The following is a 19,503-nucleotide window of genomic DNA, read 5'->3' on the forward strand; positions in this document are numbered from 1 at the left end:
TCTTTATTGTGTCCTGTTTATGCATTTGTTCAGGAGTCTTCATCAAACAGGATAAATGAGGTCTTTGACATTAACCTAATATTCAGTTTTGAAGTATTAATTAGGAACTCTTGTTTTAAAATACCATTCACTCTTTCTGCTATTGCATTTTGATAAGGATCATAGGACTCAGTCATACTACATTTGATTTTTGCTTTCTTAAGTATTTCTTGATACCTATTGCTGCAATATTGCAGCCCTCTATCGGAATGATGAATTAATTGATTTTTGGGGTATACTCTATTTTTGACAGCCTTTTTCAATGCTTTAATACTAGCATTTACTTCAAGGGTATTATCGAGAGAATAGCCCATGATCTTCTTGGAATAAGCATCTGTTGTTAGTGATAAATACATCGGATTTTGTCTATTTCCCACATAAGTAATATCAGATACCCATACCTGCTCTGGTCTTGTAATACTCAGATGCTCAATCAAATTCTTGTGCTGTCTAAATCGATGATGAGAGTTAGTGGTTATATGATAACTTCGTTTGGGTTTGATTAATAGATGATTTGCTTTGAGAATCTTAAACAACCTATCTCTACCCACTCCTAATTCCCGTAAAGGCTGTTGTAAAATATGATACAATTTCCTTGTGCCAATACGAGGTTGATTCCCACGAATAGAAACAACTAAATCAACTACTTGTTGAGCTATTTCTTTCTTTTTTTTCTTTGATTGTACCGCTCTATAATATACCTGTCTGCTCACCCCAAGTAACTCACAGGTAGCGGAGATACTTTGCTGATAATCTATTCTAAACATATCGATTACTTGGGTTTGGAGTTTTTTCTGATAGGAATATTATACTCCTTTTCAGCCAGATCAATCATCATATCAAATAAGATAGATTTCTTATCGGATTGCTCTAATTGTTTTTCTAAATGTGCCTTTTGTTTTTCTAATAATCGAACCTTTTGTTCAAGTTCCATTAATTTTTGTTCGGGAGTCTTGGGCATATTGGAAGGAGTTTGATTTTCCCAATCAAAGTTACCATATTTTCGTAACCAACTTACAACAGTACTTCTTGCTTGGATACCATATTTACGTTGAGCAGCGGTTGTGGAGAGTTCACCTCGCTCAATCTCTGATACTACTTGAAGTTTAAAGGACATAGTGTAGTCCTTTTGAGTACGCTTTACATAATTTTTATTCATTGCTGAAAAATTAGTGTAACGCTATTTCAGGACGGGACAACAATGTATAATTAAAAAGAGCTTTGTAAACACTCACAAAGCTCTTTTTTTACTTTTTATTAGTTAAGATCTCCTAGTTTGTAGTAATCCCAAAACTTCCTGTATGAATTTTTCCATTGGCCAAAGTTACATACCAACCAAAAGCAGGAACGTTTAACCCTTCTTTAGTTTTTTGAGCTACAGGTCCCATATTAACTATTACTTCTGTTCCCGAAGCAAATGTAGACTTCTGTAACTTAAAGTCGGCACTTAAATATGTGTGGCTTGTTAACTCAGCAAAGAATGTTTCTCTGTTTACCGGACTAACAACCTTGTTTGCTACTTTAATCATCTCCTTCATTCCATCAAACTCATAAGGAGAAAAGAAAATAGTAGTTCCTAATCCGTACAACATATTTCTTAAGGACTTTACTCTAAAGTCTCCATTGCTAGAAATTTGGTTGTCTGGATCTTGAATTTTACCAAAAATTGCAATTGCATCATGGTACACTAAGTTGAATAAAGGTGCTCTATGAGAAAATTGTCCTAATGGATGTGTTGGCAAATAAGTCAATCCTTCAAACATATCAAAATATGGAATAAACTGTTGCTGACCATGCTCTGTACCGTTCACCAAATTCAGAGAATCTATATATTTTGCCAAGTTGTACAATCCTATGTTCTTTTCTGGCTTATCAGATAATCTAGCAAAAGAAATATCTGTAATATCTGCTTCTAGACCTAGTGCTGCAATTTCTTTGTGTAAGCTCTTCTTAGCCAACCCTAACTGTTTATCAGGATCTATGTTAGCCCATCTACTTCCAGTGTTTATTAACTTTCCGTCTTTAGTAGTATCAAATAACCCTGTATTAAATTCAGGATCGTTTTCCAAAGTTGCAGAGTATGCATGGTAAGAAGAATATAAATACCCATACTTCTTAGTTAAATCTACCGCTTCTTTTAAGCCTTTAACACCTCCTAAATTTTCGTTAATTGGCCAACAATTAGGAACAAAGTTTGAGAAAACTCCCCAAGCATGGAAAAAAGCATTGTCTACCCCTAAGTCATCGTGTGTTGTTTTAATAATGTTGGTTAAATCTTTAAAAGTAAAGGCCATTCCTGGCATTTCTACATAATGAGGGTAACCTCCATATACTCCCATATAAATAGCTCCTTGTAACTTATTTACGTCTGGGTCTCTTTTTGCTTTGTCTTTTAAAGAGACAAAATATCCATCTTTAATAGCTTCATTTCTATAAGCTTTGGCCATTTCTACATGTGTACCTCCTGGAATAAACTCGTAGGTAATTAATTTAGTTTCGTTGTTTCTATTTAAATTCCAAGCCGGATCTAAAAACTCAATTCTCTTATAAGGAGACATTTTACCTACACTGTTAAACAAATACTGTCCGTTATTGTTAATGTTGTAAAACATTTTTGGCAAAGCAGACTTGTGAACAATTCCTACAACCGCAGATTTTTCGTTATGAGTTCCCCACCAAGGCATGGTTAAACCAGTACCATTGTTAAAGAAAGGTAGTTTACCACTTGTCTTAGAGTAGTAAGTTGCATCGTCCCACATACAAAAAGAACCTCCATTCATTGGGAATATATATGATGGGCAAATAACTCCTTGTTTTTGTGGAATTACAGCTGCTCCTTTATCTACATCTGTTTCTAAGCTAAAAGCCCTAGAAGGGTATCTTAACTCTATTAAATTATAACCTGCTTTTTTAACAGACACCACTTCTACCTCTAATTTAGCTGCTGCCTTTTTTAATCGTAACTCAGTTTGTATTGCGACTCCTGTAGCGACTTTACCATTGCTAAAAACTGGATTTTTAAAAGAAATAGCTACACTATAATTTCCTTTTTTAGTAACAGTAATATTTTTACTTAGCGATATGTTTAAATCTTCTGCTTTTCCTTTATTCCTTACCGTTAACAAACCTGCAGCATTTACCCAAGGATCCGATTTCCATAATTGTTTGGTTTTCTTTTCTAACACTGTAAAAGTTCCATTTTGCTTGTCAACAGTTACCTTTACAAAACTGTTTTCTAATATTGCACTTTCCGCAGGTGGGTTGAATGCAAATGATACAAATACTACTAAAACAGCAATTACTGCTTTGGTAATTTTTAAAAATTGATTCGATTTTTCGAACCTTAAGAATCTTTTCATAAGATGATTTAATTATAAAAAATGTATGATGTTAAGTAACATTACAAATTCCCATTTTTTTTAAAACAAAACAAACCCTATTTTGACTTTAAACAGCATTATACACTACTCTATTTTTAAGAATTCTTGGACAATTCATCCTCATAATCTCTACAATAACTTCTCACATAGCCTTCATAAAGGATCCCTATAAACATGAAAAAGCATTCGTAGTTAAACGAATGCTTTTTTTAATCGCCGTTAAAAACGACTTACAAACCAAAATTAAATATAACTCCTTATTTAGCAATCAACTTTTTACTTTCTTCCGATAATTCCAGACGTATTGCATCTATCATATGGTGTTTAGATCGTCCACTTATTTGTAATGTAAACTCTCCTGGCTCATCAAATTCTACAAAAACAGCATGCGCATCATTATCACTGGTAGCACATCCCCATGTCCAATCTAAGGTGTTAGAACTATACACTTTAAACCATCCTTTTTTTCCTGCTCCTTCAGGATTCGGTAATTTTCCGGTTTCTTTAGGATACACCCTATGCAATTTATTCCCCACCTCTTTTTCTCCATAAAAATTTGCGGCATTGGGAAAACGCAACCAAGTATCATTACACTCTGTTGGGTTGTCTCCCTCTCCTACTTTACTTCTCCATTTAAATTGATATTTTCCCTCTTGCTCAATCTTCAACGTAATTTCTGTTAGACCAAAACCAGGATCCTGAAACTGGTTTTCTCCCGTCCAAGTAATATATCCCTTTCCAGTAAATTCTCTATCTTTAGTTTCTACAGACCATCCTTTTCCAAGTGGTACATCTTCTATCTGAATCTCTATAACACCATTCATCTCTTCAAATAAAATTCTATTTTCAGTAGCATTATCCTTTTTACGAATGTATACAATCCAGTCTGCAGCTGGATCTCCAGGAGGTCTACCTATAGATTGATTTCCTATTCCCGACAAAATCTTTTTTGTACCATTCTGTAAAGCCCCTCCACTTACAGGATCAAACCATTTAATTTCATAGGTTTGTTCCTCTTCTAAGTAAATATTTGCAAAAGTTGCCCCATCTAACTGAACAACATACACTTCATTTTCTTTTGCCAAACAACGTCCGTTGTCTACCAAATCATTTCTGTTTTCCATTTCCCAAAACGGAATGTGGTTGTCATGAAAAAAATCTATAGCTGTCTTGGTAATCTTAAATAATTTCTCTCTCAAAGTAAAATCTTCGCAGTACAAATCATTCTGACGATGTTTGTAACCATAGTACCAAGAAACACCACCTCCTCCGGCCATTAACGTTCCCCATATTCCTTCTCTTCTAGGCAATACATGTGTTGGATCGTCTTTATCTGTTTTTGCTCCATATTGTGCAGAAACACATTCATCAAAAAAGACTCCCCACGGATGCCCTCTTCTTTTAGCTTCATTCAATCGATACAAAACTTTTGAATGTACCTGAGACCAATTATCTGCACTTGCATGCAATGCAAAATAAGTATACTCTGGAACGTCTTTATAATCTAATCCATTAATAACTCCGTTATGCAAACCTGTGGAATGTTTATAAGGGTCTATACCGTTTAAATATTGAATTCTTTGTGCATTGTACGCTGGTGGAAACTTATGATACAAACGTGTTTCTTCACTAATTACCCAATTTATTCCCAACAGATGAGAAAAACGAGCAATCATTTCTCTGTAATACAACTTACGCTCTAAACCAACTGCGGCTCCATTGTCTAACATTTGCTCATTTTCAGACTCAAACAAGAATGCACTCAACAACAACCCTTTCTGATTCATATAAGTAAACACTTTATTCCATTGCTCTAATTTAGAACAGTCAAAACGTGTATAATCATTAGGATTAGCCCACGGCCATGAATCCCAACCATCACCTTTTAAAGTAGTTAAAATCACATATTGACTATTAACTCCTTGTTCAGATAAATAATTGATCGCACCCAGTATATTTTTCCCTTTTCCATTTTGCCAGGTAAACTCCTTTCCATCTTCATTAAAATGTGCTCCATGGACTTGGTATTGATGTAAAAATTTTCCTTTTAAATCCTTTACATCGTCAAACTCATAATATCCCAAAAAGTTTTCTGGAGATCCTTGCCCCGCTTTTAAATAATGTTTGTTACTCCCTTGAAATTTTAAATACCTGTTTCCATCGAACAATAACATACCATTTTCTGGGCTACGGAAATCAATTCCTGTTTTAGTAGAAGCAACTATGGTAAAACTACCTGTACGACCATCTACTTTAGAAGCTTTTTTACCCGCTTTGGAATTTTCTTGGTAAGATATTGCAGCTATATTCTCTCCTTTTCTAAAAGACACTTTATACGTCCATTTACCAATTTCTGTAGGTGTAAATAATACTCGCCATTTATTTCCAGAAGTAGCTCTTGTATTAGCAGCATTTCCATCTGCAGCAAAATATCCTGGAACTATATATTTGGTTCCTTTTTCACTTTTAAAAACAATGTCTAAACGATAATCTGTAAAAGGATTTACTGCTGCATTTTCACTTGTTTTGGGTCCTTTTATGGTAAAAGCAACTTTATGCCATTGTTGTAACTCTCCATCAACTTTAACAATTTGTCCGTTTGCAAATAACAATGAACAACACCAAAAACTGAATACAATTCTAAAACTCATTTAATCTTCTTTCAATCAATTATAAATCAATCCTAAATATATAATTAATGAAAAAGAAACTTCTAAATAACGACTTTACAATAGCTATACTACAGACTTAAACTACTGATACAATGAAAGATAAAAACAGCTAAAACAATTTACCAATATTAGAGGTAAACAATTTAACCGCAATAGCTAATAATATAATCCCAAAAACTTTTCTTAACACATTTAGTCCAACACCACCTAAAGCACGTTCTATTTTCTTAGATGCCTTTAAAACAACATAGACAAATATGCTATTGATTAAAATAGCTACAATAATATTCTCTACATGGTATTCTGCACGTAACGACAATAAACTTGTCATAGAACCTGCACCTGCAATTAAAGGAAACGCTAAAGGGACTATAGAGGTAGACTGAGTAACTTCCTCTTTAAATAATGTAATTCCGAGAATCATCTCCATAGCCAAAAACAAAATAATAAAAGACCCTGCAACGGCAAACGAATTAACATCAATACCTATCAAACTTAAAATTTCATCTCCCAAGAATAAAAAAAGAATCATAATTACTCCAGCCACAATCGTAGCTTTTTCAGATTCTATATGTCCCGTTTTTTTTCTTAAATCTACTATAATAGGAATACTCCCTAGTATATCTATAACCGCAAATAAAACCATAGTTGCGGTTACAATTTCTTTTACATCAAAAGATAAATTCATAGTAACTAGCTTTGTAACAAAGGTAGCAATTCAAAGATTTTTACAATTGCTTTACAGTAGTAATAAAACCTTATTAACAGCGGATTATGAATAAACAAAATCGCCCCACACTACCCCTAATGCGGAACGATTTCTAAGATAAAACCTACCCCTTAGTTTTACCTCTTCTTTTTATTCTTACGAACCTGAAAAGCTCTGGAAATATTAAATCCTAAATGAATATCTCCGTCAAAAAAACGATCTGTGTTTTCGGTTATAAATCCTTTTTCTACCATGGTAATAGAATTGGATAGTATGATTTGAAACACATGTCCCCCCGTTTCAATATCTACCCCAAAAGCAAGAGAATTGGTAGCGTTTATAGACTCCAAAGGGTTAAAAGTATGATGATACTCTACATTTACAGACATTCTTTTTGTTAATTTCACCCTACTTCCAAAACCTAGCGCATAAATATCGTGCGGATCGTTTAAGTGTTGTACTGTATTATTATGTATATAACTAGGCATAATTTGCAGAGAAAAACCTGAACTAAATTTCCTAGCCAGTAATAACTGAGCTACGTAGGTTAATTTTTGATTGTTGCTAAGTTCCTTTCCTGGCTCAAAATCTTTTAAAGTTCTATAAGCAGCACTACCAAAAGCCGACACAGTAATAGGCATTCCCTGTTCTTTTTGTTTTAACAGTTTGTATTTAAAGAAACCATCGTAGGTTTTCTCAAAACTACTCCTACCAACTCCCAACATCAAATCGTCCGTTACTCCATATTCAAAAGCAAAACGAATGTTAGATTGATCCAAGCCATACAACTCATCCAATCCTAGATTTACACGCCCAAAACGATGTGCTATTACAAACTCTAACACTCCTTTTTTTCTATTCTCTACAGAATGCCCGTTTAAAATTCGGGTTCCCTTAAATGTAGCTGTAGTATAAGTATCTTCCTTAGGCATTTCTTGCTCTAAAAGTGTATCTATATCCTGAGCCCATGTTGTTAAACAAACAAAGATAAAGCAGCTATTAATTAATACTTTTTTCATTTTTTTGTTTTGAAAGGTTCATGATTCAGTTCAAAAGAAACAACAACTTCCTTGGCGATGTTATTTTGTACTACCGATGGAATTTTAATGTTAAAATCTGCTGGTTTTACCGCAAAATTTCCTTTTAACAAAATACCCTTAGTGTCTTTTGTTATATAAGCAGATGTTACAGTAATTGGTTTAGTTACCCCATGCAGGTTTAAACTTCCTTTAATAATAGCCTCTTTTGCTCCTGTTAAAACAGCGTTTAAATTGGTAATATCTCCTTTAAAAATAGCTTTAGGGTACTTATCAGATTCCACATAATTCTCATTAAAATGTTCTTGCATTAAAGACTTATCAAACAAAAAAGATTTCATTAAAATAGCAATGGCTACTTTCCCATTAGTAGTGTCTACAATACTTAATACTTGCTTATTATCTGCTTGAATATCTTCTACAGGTGTGCTGGAGAAAAAAGAGATATGTCCGCTTTTAGTTATATATTTTTCTTGGCTATAGCCACACATTATACCTGTAAACAATAACAGGCCTGTAAGTAGTTTTTTAAATTTCATAATCGTTTATTTTTAGTTCATTATAAAACACTTAATTAGTACTACATCCATTAGATAACCTGTACATACTCCCTTAATAGATAAGCCTGCTCCTCTTTTAATTTCTTTCAGTTTTAAAAGTTCCTCTTCTGCTAAATGACATGTAATTCCAAACATTGCTCCTTCTTCTCCTAAGGTGATAATACCTTCCTCTTCATTTAAAAGAATTACAGTTCCTTTTACCTCCAAAATTTCTTCTAAATAATTGGTATTGGCTTTTGCTTCATCTTCCTCAAACTGATTCATTAATTGTACTGCAGTTACTAAAAACGCTGGTTTTGTTGCAAATACATCTAAAGCAGGTTTGTTGTATAAGTACAATGCAAAACTTATTGCTATAGTCATCAATATGGCTAATAAGTAACCTAATTTTCGTGTGTTATTTTTCATGATATTAGAGTTTAGTTATCCTGAGCTCCATTGTCTACCCAACAACGAATTGCATCTATTTGCTCTGTAGTTAAAGAACCTCCCAAAGGCATTCTTCTAGACACTACTGCTGCTTTTATACTTGCTGCGTTGATCTGAATTCTACTACTAGAAGTTAAATTTGGAGGTTGTGAACCATTATGACAACTAACACATCTTGTTTGTATAATAGGTGTAATATCTGTAGCTAATGAAACAGCTGGATTGCAATCTACAACTACGAGTGTTGTGGTATCATCATTAATTACATGTTCTTCACAAGCGGCAAACAACAATAAGAATACACAGCTCAGGGAAAATAGTTTTATTGGGTGCTTTTTATAATTCATAAGTGTAGAGTTTTTTTAAAAGAGAAAGCAAACAACCATTCACTTTCTCTTTTAACAGAAATGCTTAATAAGTATAAGTATCGTCGTCAGAAGAAGTGTCATCATCAGAAGATGTATCGTCTGTAGTTGTATCTGTAGTTGTAATTAAACTTGTAGTTTCTGCGTTAGCAATTGGCCAAACACCACTTACCCCTTTTGCATCACCTCTGTTGGTATCATTTCCAAAGTAGTACAACGGTCTTCCTTTGTAAGTTACTTGTGCATTTCCAAAAACAGTAATAGTTCCAAAATCATTAATGTCTAATATACTTGGTACCTTAGTTACATCTAAAGTAATAATTGGCCATGCTGCATTGTTAGCAAGTCCTGCTTGTGTATAATTGTTTGTATTTTCGGTATCATTTGCAAAAAGATAAATGGTTCTTCCAGTAGCATTCGTTATATAAAAGCTAGCAGTATCAGATCCTGATAAGTTGGCTTGTGCATACATTAACGAATAGTCTGGCTTGGCTACAAACCAATTATTTCCTGCTCCGTCTCCATTCACATCTCCTGCCTTGGTATCATTTGCAAAATAATACAGAGGCCATCCTTTGTAAGTTGTTTGTTTTTTACCATCTGCTCTTGTAATTTCTCCAAAGTAGGCTGCTTCTAAACCAGTTCCTAAAGAAATATTTTCTTTATAAAATAAAGGCCAAGCTGCCAAACATCCATCCTTACACTCAGATACTCCTTTTACATCTTTAGAGAAAAAATACAAGGTGTTTCCATCTGCATCGGTTAAAATAGAACCAAACCCTGTTGTACTGGTTAATTTAATATCTACATTTTCTACTACTGGATTTTCACTCCCTGTGTCCGTAATTGAATCGTCGTTACTACAGCTAAAGCATAAGATTGTTGTTGCTAACATTAATAAAGCTAATTTTTTCATCGTTTAATTGTTTTTAAATTATTACTGCTGCAAAGATGCGTAACAACCTTATTTCCAAACTAAAACAACTACGTAAGAGGGAAAAACTAACCTTAAAAGGGAAAAATAAAGGGGTGAAAAATCTACGACTTGGTACAAAAAGGAAAAATGAGGCTTCTAGAAGGTCATGAAACAATCAACCAGACAAAAAAAGATTTGGAATGAATTAACTATGCTATATTGACTACAAATTTGATAACAAATTCCTTAGATCAACAATTAAACGCATCTACAGATCAACACTAAATATTTAACCACTGTCTAAATTCTGATGCTTTATTTTTACTAATAATAATTTCAGCATCAGCATCCGTTACCAAAATTTTAAGCTGACTGTTTCCGTACTTAATAATTTTCTGAATAGACGTAATACTAATAATAAACTGTCTATTGGCTCTAAAAAACAAAGAAGTATCTAAACTAGCATACAAATCGTCCAAACTTGCATTTGTCGTAGATTTTTTTCCATCAAACGTCACCACATAGGTAATGGTATTTTCTGTATAAATAAACGAAATTTTATGAATTGGAATAGGAACCAACTCATTTCTAATATAGGTTAGAATTCTCTTTTTACTTTGATCATTCTTAGCTTCTTTACGAGAATCTTCTTCCTCTTGGCTTTTTTCTACTTTTTGTTGATAGGCTACTAAATCTGTATTTAGTTTAGACAAATTCAATATTTCTGACTCTAAACTACTGTTCTTTTGTTCCAATCGTTTTTCGTAAAAGCTACCTATAATTCTAACCACTAAAAAAGAAGATAAAATAATCAAACCTCCCATCAACATAAAAATAGTGTAGAAACTCTTTTTTAATTTTCCAATCTCTAAACGCACCTGGCTAAGATTCATATGCGCTGCTACAATTAAATCCGAATTGCTTACTGCTGCTATATGTACAATCTCCACACTTCCCTTTGGATTATTTTTAGATACTTCTTTTACCCCCATTAACAAATCATATAACTTATCAGAAGCATCTTCTTCCTTTAACGAATTTAAAAGAGACTGGTTAGAGCTTACTGCTTGTCCTACTTTTGTTATATTAGGATGACATACCTGTTTTCCAGACCAATCAAAAGCACTTAAAAACGAAATTTCTTCTTTAGAATTTTGTATGGTTTGTTGCATAGAAGCCACTGCTTTTTCTTTAGAAATACCTTGTTCTAACTGATAATATAACAGCTTAGAAACTTCATTACATTCTCTTACACTAGAACTTAATTGAAGTTCTATTAACTGATTGGCACTTTCTTTTATAAAGTATTTAACGGCAAAAGAGGCTATTACTAAAAAAACCAAAGCAATAGAAATAAACGTTAAAAAATACAACCTATCTTTCTTCATAATGTAAGCAAGCTACTTTTCGCAAGCTAAAATTAGACAATATGTACCATTAGTAAGGAACATTTCACACCCATATTTTCCTTTTTAACTATTTTTTTTCACTTTCGCTCCTTTTTATTTTACAGAAAAAACTATTTCTTGTTTATTTGTTCGTATCATGAGTCGGTTTAAACTATTAATATTCATTTCAATATCTATCATTGCCATAGTGCTATTTGTATTATGGATAAACAAACCGTATCCTAACATGCAAATGGCAAAAACAGAGGCTACGGTAAGTGCTAAAATAGTTACCAACGAATACCTAAAGAACGAGAACATTGCTAATGCCAAGTACAGAAATAAAGTAATAGAAGTAGTCGGTGTTGTTAAAAACATCAATCTGCTAAACAATAGAAATACCATTATTTTAAAAGGCATAAACAAAGACATTAATATTCTGTGCGACATGCAAAAACAAACAAAGTTGTCTCTTAAAACAAACGATCAAATAAAAGTAAAAGGGCTTTGCAAAGGCTTTCTAAAAGATATTGTGCTTTTAAACTGTATACTTATTAACACCAATAACCATGAAGAAAATTAGTACCCTAATTTTTCTGTTTATTTGTTTGGTTTCCTTTAACTCAGAACCCAAACAAATTATTACTAGGCAAGGACAAGTTTCATTCTTTTCTTACACAACTGTAGAAAATATAGAAGCCAAAAACAACCAAGTACTTAGCATTATAGATTTATCTACCAACGAAATTGCTGTTAGCATGCTAATGAATGCCTTTGTTTTTAAAAAATCCTTAATGCACGAACATTTTAATGAGAGTTATATAGAATCAGATCTATATCCCAAAGCTACCTTCCAGGGCAAAATATTAGATTTCAATTCCAACAAGAAAGCTTCACAAACAAGAATTGTAAAAGGAGACTTAACCATTAGAGACATTACCAAACCCGTAGAAATAAAAACCACCATTAACTACTTTAACGGTAAGTATACACTTAATGGAGAGTTTCAAGTAGCAGTTAAAGATTTTGATATTAAGATACCCGCAATTGTAGAACCAAACATTGCTAAAATAATTACGGTAAAATTTAGATTTGAATACGAGCCTTATGAAAAATAACATCACACTTTTCTTGATCGCTTTCATAAGCATCAACCAACTACAGTCGCAAAGTCTATTAGACAAACTAAACAAAGAATACAAAAACACACCACAGCACCAAACTGCTACTTTTAAAGGAACACGTTTAGCTATAGGTCACTCTATCGAGAATAGAAAACAAGGTGTTTTACAACTCCAATTTATCAATAGGTATTGGAATCTTCCTAACAACGAAACAGCTCAAAGTTTTATTGCAGATAGATGGACTGCTCGTTTAGGTGCAGACTATGCTATTACAGATAACTTAACACTAGGTGCTGGTTGGTCTACATTAGAAAACATATACGATGGTTATGCCAAATACAACCTATTAAGACAAAGCATAAACAATAAAAGTAAATTCTTAAGCCTTACGCTGGTACAAGGTTTTGCATACAACCACAAAGACCTGCCCATCTTAAACAATTTTTCTAACAGATGGACATATAATTCGCAGCTATTAATCGCGCGTAAATTCACACCAGAATTCTCTTTGCAAATTGCACCAACATACATACACAGCACCTATGCAAATCAACAAGATCCCAAAAATTACTTTGCATTGGGTTTTGGAGGGCGATATAAAGTAAAAAAACACGTATCTCTTGTTGCAGAGTACTACCACAATAGCAACAAGCTTAGATCTAAAGATACTTACGGAGCATTTGCATTAGGAGTTAATTGGGATGTGCGCTATCTCTTACTACAATTCCAAATGACCAATGCCAGAACTTATTCAGAACACAGCTATATCGTAAATACACCTAAAAACTTCAATTCACAAGATGGTAATTTTGTGTTTGGTTTCAATGCCATTTTTACCATACACACAAAAGATGAACTAAAGTAACTGTTCCATTTTATCTATTTGGGCATTTCTCCAGTACCAACTGGAGCCGTGCTTTCGTTACTCGCTTTTTGTTTTTTTAGAATTAAGAACAAAGAATATAGTATATAAGAATAAGTATGCCTAAATACTAAGGTTTTTGAATTCTAAAAACAAAAGAGCTCAAACATGCCACTCAATCACTAATGCATATAGTCTTTATATACAAGCTTCATCAAATCATTATCTAATAATATAATAACCAATAAAAAGTTTTAACCCAGTATCAAGTCTTTTTTAAAAGCATCAAGCTCTTAATCGTGTTCAATCGGAATCGAGAATCCCAAACCAAAAAGCCTGATTCTTACTTCTTAACTCCTTTACCCCTCAATTCCTCAACTTCTTCACTCCTTTACTCCTCAACTCCCCAACTCCTCAACTCCCCAACTCCCCAACTCCTAATTATATCCAGTAAAAAAGTATCTAAAACAAAAAATCCTTCACTACTAATGTAATGAAGGATTGTTATAAAATAAAAAACCCTGAACTAGGTTCAGGGTTTACAAATCCTGAATTTATTTCAGGATAAAAAAAAGGCGATGACATACTCTCCCACCAGTGGTAGTACCATCTGCGCTAATAGGCTTAACTTCTCTGTTCGGGATGGGAAGAGGTGAGCCCTATTGCAATAATCACCTTAAGGTTGTCAATTACGAATTACGATTTAGTAAATTACGAATTATAGAATGCATTCGTAATTCCTAATTAATCATTTCGTAATTAATTATGTTGTACATATTGATAACTAATATCTAAGATTTTATGTCTATTTTTTCTTGAGTTTCTTTGTACTATGTACTTAATACTTTGTACTAAAATTTAAATCATAATTATTAAAGCCCGCAAGGTACATAAGCCTATGGGTTATTAGTAATACTCGGCTATGATGTTACCACCTTTACACCTGTATCCTATCAAGGTCGTGATCTACAACCACCCTTTAAAGAAATCTCATCTTGTGGTGGGTTTCGCGCTTATATGCTTTCAGCGCTTATCCCTTCCCAACGTAGCTACTCAGCAATGCTCCTGGCGGAACAACTGATACACCAGAGGTTAGTTCAACTCGGTCCTCTCGTACTAGAGTCAAATCCACGCAAATTTCTAACGCCCGCTACAGATAGAGACCGAACTGTCTCACGACGTTCTGAACCCAGCTCGCGTGCCACTTTAATGGGCGAACAGCCCAACCCTTGGGACCTTCTCCAGCCCCAGGATGTGACGAGCCGACATCGAGGTGCCAAACCCCCCCGTCGATGTGAGCTCTTGGGGGAGATCAGCCTGTTATCCCCGGAGTACCTTTTATCCTTTGAGCGATGGCCCTTCCATGCGGAACCACCGGATCACTATGCTCTTGTTTCCAACCTGATCGACTTGTAAGTCTCGCAGTCAAGCACCCTTATGCCATTGCACTCTACGTACGGTTACCAAGCGTACTGAGGGTACCTTTAGAAGCCTCCGTTACTCTTTTGGAGGCGACCACCCCAGTCAAACTACCCACCAAGCACTGTCCCCATCGCTGGGTTAGACTCTAGATAAGCAAAGGGTGGTATTTCAACAATGACTCACACACGCCTAGCGACGCATGATCGAAGTCTCCCACCTATCCTACACATTACTTATCCAAAGCCAATACTAAGCTATAGTAAAGGTTCACGGGGTCTTTTCGTCCCGTAGCGGGTAATCGGCATCTTCACCGATACTACAATTTCACCGAGCTCATGGCTGAGACAGTGTCCAGATCGTTGCACCATTCGTGCAGGTCGGAACTTACCCGACAAGGAATTTCGCTACCTTAGGACCGTTATAGTTACGGCCGCCGTTTACTGGGGCTTCATTTCAGATCGTCGCCGAAGCTAAACCCTCCACTTAACCTTCCAGCACCGGGCAGGTGTCAGGCCCTATACATCAACTTTCGTTTTAGCAGAGCCCTGTGTTTTTGATAAACAGTCGCCTGGACCTTTTAACTGCGGCCCATCCGAAGATGGGCGACCCTTCTCCCGAAGTTACGGGTCGATTTTGCCTAGTTCCTTAGCCATGAATCACTCGAGCTCCTTAGAATACTCATCCCAACTACCTGTGTCGGTTTACGGTACAGGCTGCATCCCTCGCTTTTCTTGGAACCTCTTACTTACTTTCGCTTCGACCGAAGTCTAGGCTCAGCGTACATTTCCGTCAGTACGCAAGCATCTGGGAGATCCGTCACTTTTAACGGGTGCAGGTACAGGAATATTAACCTGTTGTCCATCGACTACCCCATTCGGGTTCGCCTTAGGCCCTGACTAACCCTCAGCTGATTAGCATCGCTGAGGAAACCTTAGTTTTTCGGAGGGCGGGTTTCTCACCCGCCTTATCGTTACTTATGCCTACATTTTCTTTTCTAGCCGTTCCAGCATACCTTACGATACACCTTCAACACAACTAGAATGCTCCCCTACCACTTTCGTCCATAGCTTCGGTAATATACTTATGCCCGATTATTATCCATGCTCGACCGCTCGACTAGTGAGCTGTTACGCACTCTTTAAATGAATGGCTGCTTCCAAGCCAACATCCTAGCTGTCTGGGCAGTCAAACCTCGTTTATTCAACTTAGTATATATTTGGGGACCTTAGCTGATGGTCTGGGTTCTTTCCCTCTCGGACATGGACCTTAGCACCCATGCCCTCACTGCTGTGTATATTATATAGCATTCGGAGTTTGTCAGGAATTGGTAGGCGGTGAAGCCCCCGCATCCAATCAGTAGCTCTACCTCTATATAACTAACCACAACGCTGCACCTAAATGCATTTCGGGGAGTACGAGCTATTTCCTGGTTTGATTGGCCTTTCACCCCTACCCACAGGTCATCCCAAGACTTTTCAACGTCAACGGGTTCGGTCCTCCACTCTGTGTTACCAGAGCTTCAACCTGCCCATGGGTAGATCACCAGGTTTCGCGTCTACTCAACCTAACTAAAACGCCCTATTAAGACTCGCTTTCGCTACGGCTCCTGTACTGAATACATTAACCTTGCTAGATAAAGTAACTCGTAGGCTCATTATGCAAAAGGCACGCCGTCACCCCATAGGGCTCCGACCGCTTGTAGGTGTACGGTTTCAGGATCTATTTCACTCCCTTACTTAGGGTTCTTTTCACCTTTCCCTCACGGTACTAGTTCACTATCGGTCTCTCAGGAGTATTTAGCCTTACCGGATGGTCCCGGCAGATTCAGACAGGGTTCCACGTGCCCCGCCCTACTCAGGAATCTGATACAATAACTTCTCTTACCTATACGGGGCTATCACCCTTATCGCTCCACTTTCCAGAGGATTCTAGTTCAATTGTGTCTTGATGACTCAGTCCTACAACCCCTATTTTGCCGTAACAAAATAGGTTTGGGCTAATTCGCGTTCGCTCGCCACTACTAACGAAATCATTATTATTTTCTCTTCCTATGGTTACTTAGATGTTTCAGTTCACCACGTTTGCTCCTCTCGGTAGTATATCTTCAATATACTGGGTTGCCCCATTCGGAAATCTTCGGGTAAAGTTATGTGCACCTAACCGAAGCTTATCGCAGCTTATCACGTCCTTCATCGCCTCTGAGAGCCTAGGCATCCGCCATACACCCTTAATTAGCTTATTGTACCTATTTGCGTCTTTAATTTATTACAGTTAAACTGTAATTATTTTATAATTCTTGTAATTAATACTTTGTACTATGTACTCTATACTAATTACTAAATTTGTATGTCTACTCAAGTAAAATATTTTTCTCTTAAATATTTTTTATCAATATGTCAATGAACTTTAATCGCTGTAAGCTTTATGCTATACGCATTAGGCTTGGCAGCTTATAGCATAAGGCATAGAGCCTATAGCTATTATTGTGGAGAATATCGGAGTCGAACCGATGACCTCTTGCGTGCAAGGCAAGCGCTCTAGCCAGCTGAGCTAATCCCCCTTATACTAGTGTTAGTAATTAGTAGTTAGTCATTAGTAATTACTAATTCGTAATTTGTAATTATCTGCTTCTAGAATTTCCTTTTTTAATATAATCTAACAACTAAGTTGTCTTTTTTTATCTCTACCTGTCTTACTAGACAAGCTTCGCTTGTTGTAGTCTCGGGCAGACTCGAACTGCCGACCTCTACATTATCAGTGTAGCGCTCTAACCAGCTGAGCTACGAGACTCTATGTGATTGTATTATATATCATTAAAAATTAACAGCAATTAAAAAGTAAACCTAACTTCTTTAAACACCTTTTTTTCTCTAGAAAGGAGGTGTTCCAGCCGCACCTTCCGGTACGGCTACCTTGTTACGACTTAGCCCTAGTTACCAGTTTTACCCTAGGCGGCTCCTTGCGGTGACCGACTTCAGGCACTCCCAGCTTCCATGGCTTGACGGGCGGTGTGTACAAGGCCCGGGAACGTATTCACCGCATCATGGCTGATATGCGATTACTAGCGATTCCAGCTTCATGGAGTCGAGTTGCAGACTCCAATCCGAACTGTGACAATGTTTATAGATTCGCTCCTCATCGCTGAGTGGCTGCTCGCTGTCATTGCCATTGTAGCACGTGTGTAGCCCAGGACGTAAGGGCCGTGATGATTTGACGTCATCCCCACCTTCCTCGCGGTTTGCACCGGCAGTCTCACTAGAGTCCACAGCTTTACCTGTTTGCAACTAACGATAGGGGTTGCGCTCGTTATAGGACTTAACCTGACACCTCACGGCACGAGCTGACGACAACCATGCAGCACCTTGTAAGAAGTCCGAAGAAATATCTATCTCTAAATAATGCATCCTACATTTAAGCCCTGGTAAGGTTCCTCGCGTATCATCGAATTAAACCACATGCTCCACCGCTTGTGCGGGCCCCCGTCAATTCCTTTGAGTTTCAATCTTGCGACCGTACTCCCCAGGTGGGACACTTATCACTTTCGCTTAGTCACTGAAGAATTCCAACAACTAGTGTCCAACGTTTACGGCGTGGACTACCGGGGTATCTAATCCCGTTCGCTCCCCACGCTTTCGTTCATCAGCGTCAGTACATACGTAGTGGACTGCCTTCGCAATCGGTATTCTATGTAATATCTATGCATTTCACCGCTACACTACATATTCTATCCACTTCCATATGACTCAAGACTAACAGTATCAAAGGCAGTGCCATAGTTGAGCTATGGGATTTCACCTCTGACTGATCAGCCCGCCTACGAACCCTTTAAACCCAATGATTCCGGATAACGCTTGCACCCTCCGTATTACCGCGGCTGCTGGCACGGAGTTAGCCGGTGCTTATTCGTAGAGTACCGTCAAACAAATACACGTATCTGCGTTTCTTCCTCTATAAAAGAAGTTTACAACCCATAGGGCAGTCATCCTTCACGCGGCATGGCTGGTTCAGAGTTGCCTCCATTGACCAATATTCCTCACTGCTGCCTCCCGTAGGAGTCTGGTCCGTGTCTCAGTACCAGTGTGGGGGATCTCCCTCTCAGGACCCCTACTTATCGTTGCCATGGTAAGCCGTTACCTTACCATCTAGCTAATAAGACGCATAGCCATCTTAAACCAATAAATCTTTAATTATCAAATTATGCAATTCAATAACACTATGGAGTATTAATCTTCGTTTCCAAAGGGTATTCTCCAGTTTAAGGTAGGTTCTATACGCGTTACGCACCCGTGCGCCGGTCGTCAGCAAATAGCAAGCTATCCCTGTTACCCCTCGACTTGCATGTGTTAAGCCTGCCGCTAGCGTTCATCCTGAGCCAGGATCAAACTCTTCATCGTTATATTTTTATATTTCGATGCTCAAAAAAATCTATGGTGACACTGAAACAAGTTCAGCAATCTTCCATGCGATCTACTCTTTAATTCGCGCTGTCAATTTCAAATTTCTCAATGAACTTAACCACTTAGTGGTTTTTGTTACTCCGCCGAAGCGGGCTGCAAATGTAAGAATCTTTTCTTTCTTAAAACAAACTTTTTTCAAGTTT

14 protein-coding genes, 2 tRNA genes and 3 rRNA genes are annotated in these 19,503 nt (G+C 36.6%); 3 read left to right on the plus strand and 16 right to left on the minus strand.

Features of this window, described 5'->3' with window-relative positions:
* Positions 1–29 precede the first annotated feature (29 nt).
* The 11 genes from ACXHHC_RS07340 to ACXHHC_RS07390 form a co-directional block, all read right to left on the minus strand.
* Positions 30–806: an IS3 family transposase gene (locus ACXHHC_RS07340; protein WP_458228984.1), complete on the minus strand. Its 777-nt coding sequence runs from the start codon at positions 804–806 to the stop codon at positions 30–32.
* Positions 807–811: 5 nt separating this feature from the next.
* The gene (locus tag ACXHHC_RS07345) at positions 812–1,198 is read right to left on the minus strand and encodes a transposase (protein WP_458227041.1); all 387 of its coding nucleotides are present in this window, start codon (positions 1,196–1,198) and stop codon (positions 812–814) included.
* Between the two features lie 112 nt (positions 1,199–1,310).
* Positions 1,311–3,398 carry a hypothetical protein gene (locus ACXHHC_RS07350; RefSeq protein WP_458228985.1) on the minus strand — a complete coding sequence of 696 codons (2,088 nt, stop codon included), beginning with the start codon at positions 3,396–3,398 and terminating at the stop codon, positions 1,311–1,313.
* Between the two features lie 278 nt (positions 3,399–3,676).
* Positions 3,677–6,070 (minus strand): DUF5060 domain-containing protein, encoded by a 2,394-nt coding sequence (locus ACXHHC_RS07355; RefSeq protein ID WP_458228986.1) that lies wholly within the window; start codon positions 6,068–6,070, stop codon positions 3,677–3,679.
* 130 nt (positions 6,071–6,200) lie between these two features.
* Complete coding sequence (locus ACXHHC_RS07360; protein ID WP_458228987.1) at positions 6,201–6,779, minus strand: MarC family protein; 579 nt, start codon at positions 6,777–6,779, stop codon at positions 6,201–6,203.
* A 158-nt stretch (positions 6,780–6,937) separates the two neighbouring features.
* Positions 6,938–7,819 carry a DUF5777 family beta-barrel protein gene (locus ACXHHC_RS07365; protein WP_458228988.1) on the minus strand — a complete coding sequence of 294 codons (882 nt, stop codon included), beginning with the start codon at positions 7,817–7,819 and terminating at the stop codon, positions 6,938–6,940.
* Positions 7,816–8,376 (minus strand): YceI family protein, encoded by a 561-nt coding sequence (locus ACXHHC_RS07370; RefSeq protein WP_458228989.1) that lies wholly within the window; start codon positions 8,374–8,376, stop codon positions 7,816–7,818. Before ACXHHC_RS07370 ends, ACXHHC_RS07365 begins: the two co-directional genes overlap by 4 nt.
* Positions 8,377–8,388: 12 nt before the next feature.
* Positions 8,389–8,805 carry an OB-fold protein gene (locus tag ACXHHC_RS07375; RefSeq protein ID WP_458228990.1) on the minus strand — a complete coding sequence of 139 codons (417 nt, stop codon included), beginning with the start codon at positions 8,803–8,805 and terminating at the stop codon, positions 8,389–8,391.
* Positions 8,806–8,816: 11 nt separating this feature from the next.
* Entirely contained in the window at positions 8,817–9,173 is a 357-nt protein-coding gene (locus ACXHHC_RS07380; RefSeq protein ID WP_458228991.1) for a hypothetical protein, read from the minus strand.
* A gap of 64 nt (positions 9,174–9,237) precedes the next feature.
* Complete coding sequence (locus ACXHHC_RS07385; protein WP_458228992.1) at positions 9,238–10,107, minus strand: COG4315 family predicted lipoprotein; 870 nt, start codon at positions 10,105–10,107, stop codon at positions 9,238–9,240.
* Between the two features lie 281 nt (positions 10,108–10,388).
* A complete protein-coding gene (locus tag ACXHHC_RS07390) occupies positions 10,389–11,495 on the minus strand; it encodes a LytR/AlgR family response regulator transcription factor (protein WP_458228993.1) in 1,107 nt (368 codons plus the stop codon).
* A gap of 157 nt (positions 11,496–11,652) precedes the next feature.
* Between ACXHHC_RS07390 and ACXHHC_RS07395 the strand changes: the two genes are divergently transcribed.
* From ACXHHC_RS07395 to ACXHHC_RS07405, 3 genes are read left to right on the plus strand one after another with little or no spacing between them, the layout of a single operon-like run.
* The gene (locus tag ACXHHC_RS07395) at positions 11,653–12,078 is read left to right on the plus strand and encodes an OB-fold protein (protein ID WP_458228994.1); all 426 of its coding nucleotides are present in this window, start codon (positions 11,653–11,655) and stop codon (positions 12,076–12,078) included.
* The gene (locus ACXHHC_RS07400) at positions 12,065–12,613 is read left to right on the plus strand and encodes a YceI family protein (protein WP_458228995.1); all 549 of its coding nucleotides are present in this window, start codon (positions 12,065–12,067) and stop codon (positions 12,611–12,613) included. Before ACXHHC_RS07395 ends, ACXHHC_RS07400 begins: the two co-directional genes overlap by 14 nt.
* The gene (locus ACXHHC_RS07405; protein ID WP_458228996.1) at positions 12,603–13,484 is read left to right on the plus strand and encodes a DUF5777 family beta-barrel protein; all 882 of its coding nucleotides are present in this window, start codon (positions 12,603–12,605) and stop codon (positions 13,482–13,484) included. The genes ACXHHC_RS07400 and ACXHHC_RS07405 overlap by 11 nt, the downstream gene beginning before the upstream one ends.
* 567 nt (positions 13,485–14,051) lie before the next feature.
* Here ACXHHC_RS07405 and rrf read toward each other — a convergent pair.
* The 5 genes from rrf to ACXHHC_RS07430 all read right to left on the minus strand — a co-directional run bounded on the left by rrf (position 14,052) and on the right by ACXHHC_RS07430 (position 19,297).
* A 5S ribosomal RNA gene (rrf, locus tag ACXHHC_RS07410) occupies positions 14,052–14,160 on the minus strand.
* Between the two features lie 207 nt (positions 14,161–14,367).
* A 23S ribosomal RNA gene (locus ACXHHC_RS07415) occupies positions 14,368–17,145 on the minus strand.
* Between the two features lie 244 nt (positions 17,146–17,389).
* Positions 17,390–17,463: transfer RNA gene (locus tag ACXHHC_RS07420), tRNA-Ala, on the minus strand.
* Positions 17,464–17,619: 156 nt separating this feature from the next.
* Positions 17,620–17,693 (minus strand) — tRNA-Ile (locus tag ACXHHC_RS07425).
* Between the two features lie 84 nt (positions 17,694–17,777).
* Positions 17,778–19,297: ribosomal RNA gene (locus ACXHHC_RS07430) — 16S ribosomal RNA — on the minus strand.
* Together the 16S, 23S and 5S rRNA genes with 2 tRNA genes alongside form the textbook arrangement of a ribosomal RNA operon.
* Positions 19,298–19,503 lie beyond the last annotated feature (206 nt).

The organism is Wenyingzhuangia sp. IMCC45574, assembly GCF_054182685.1.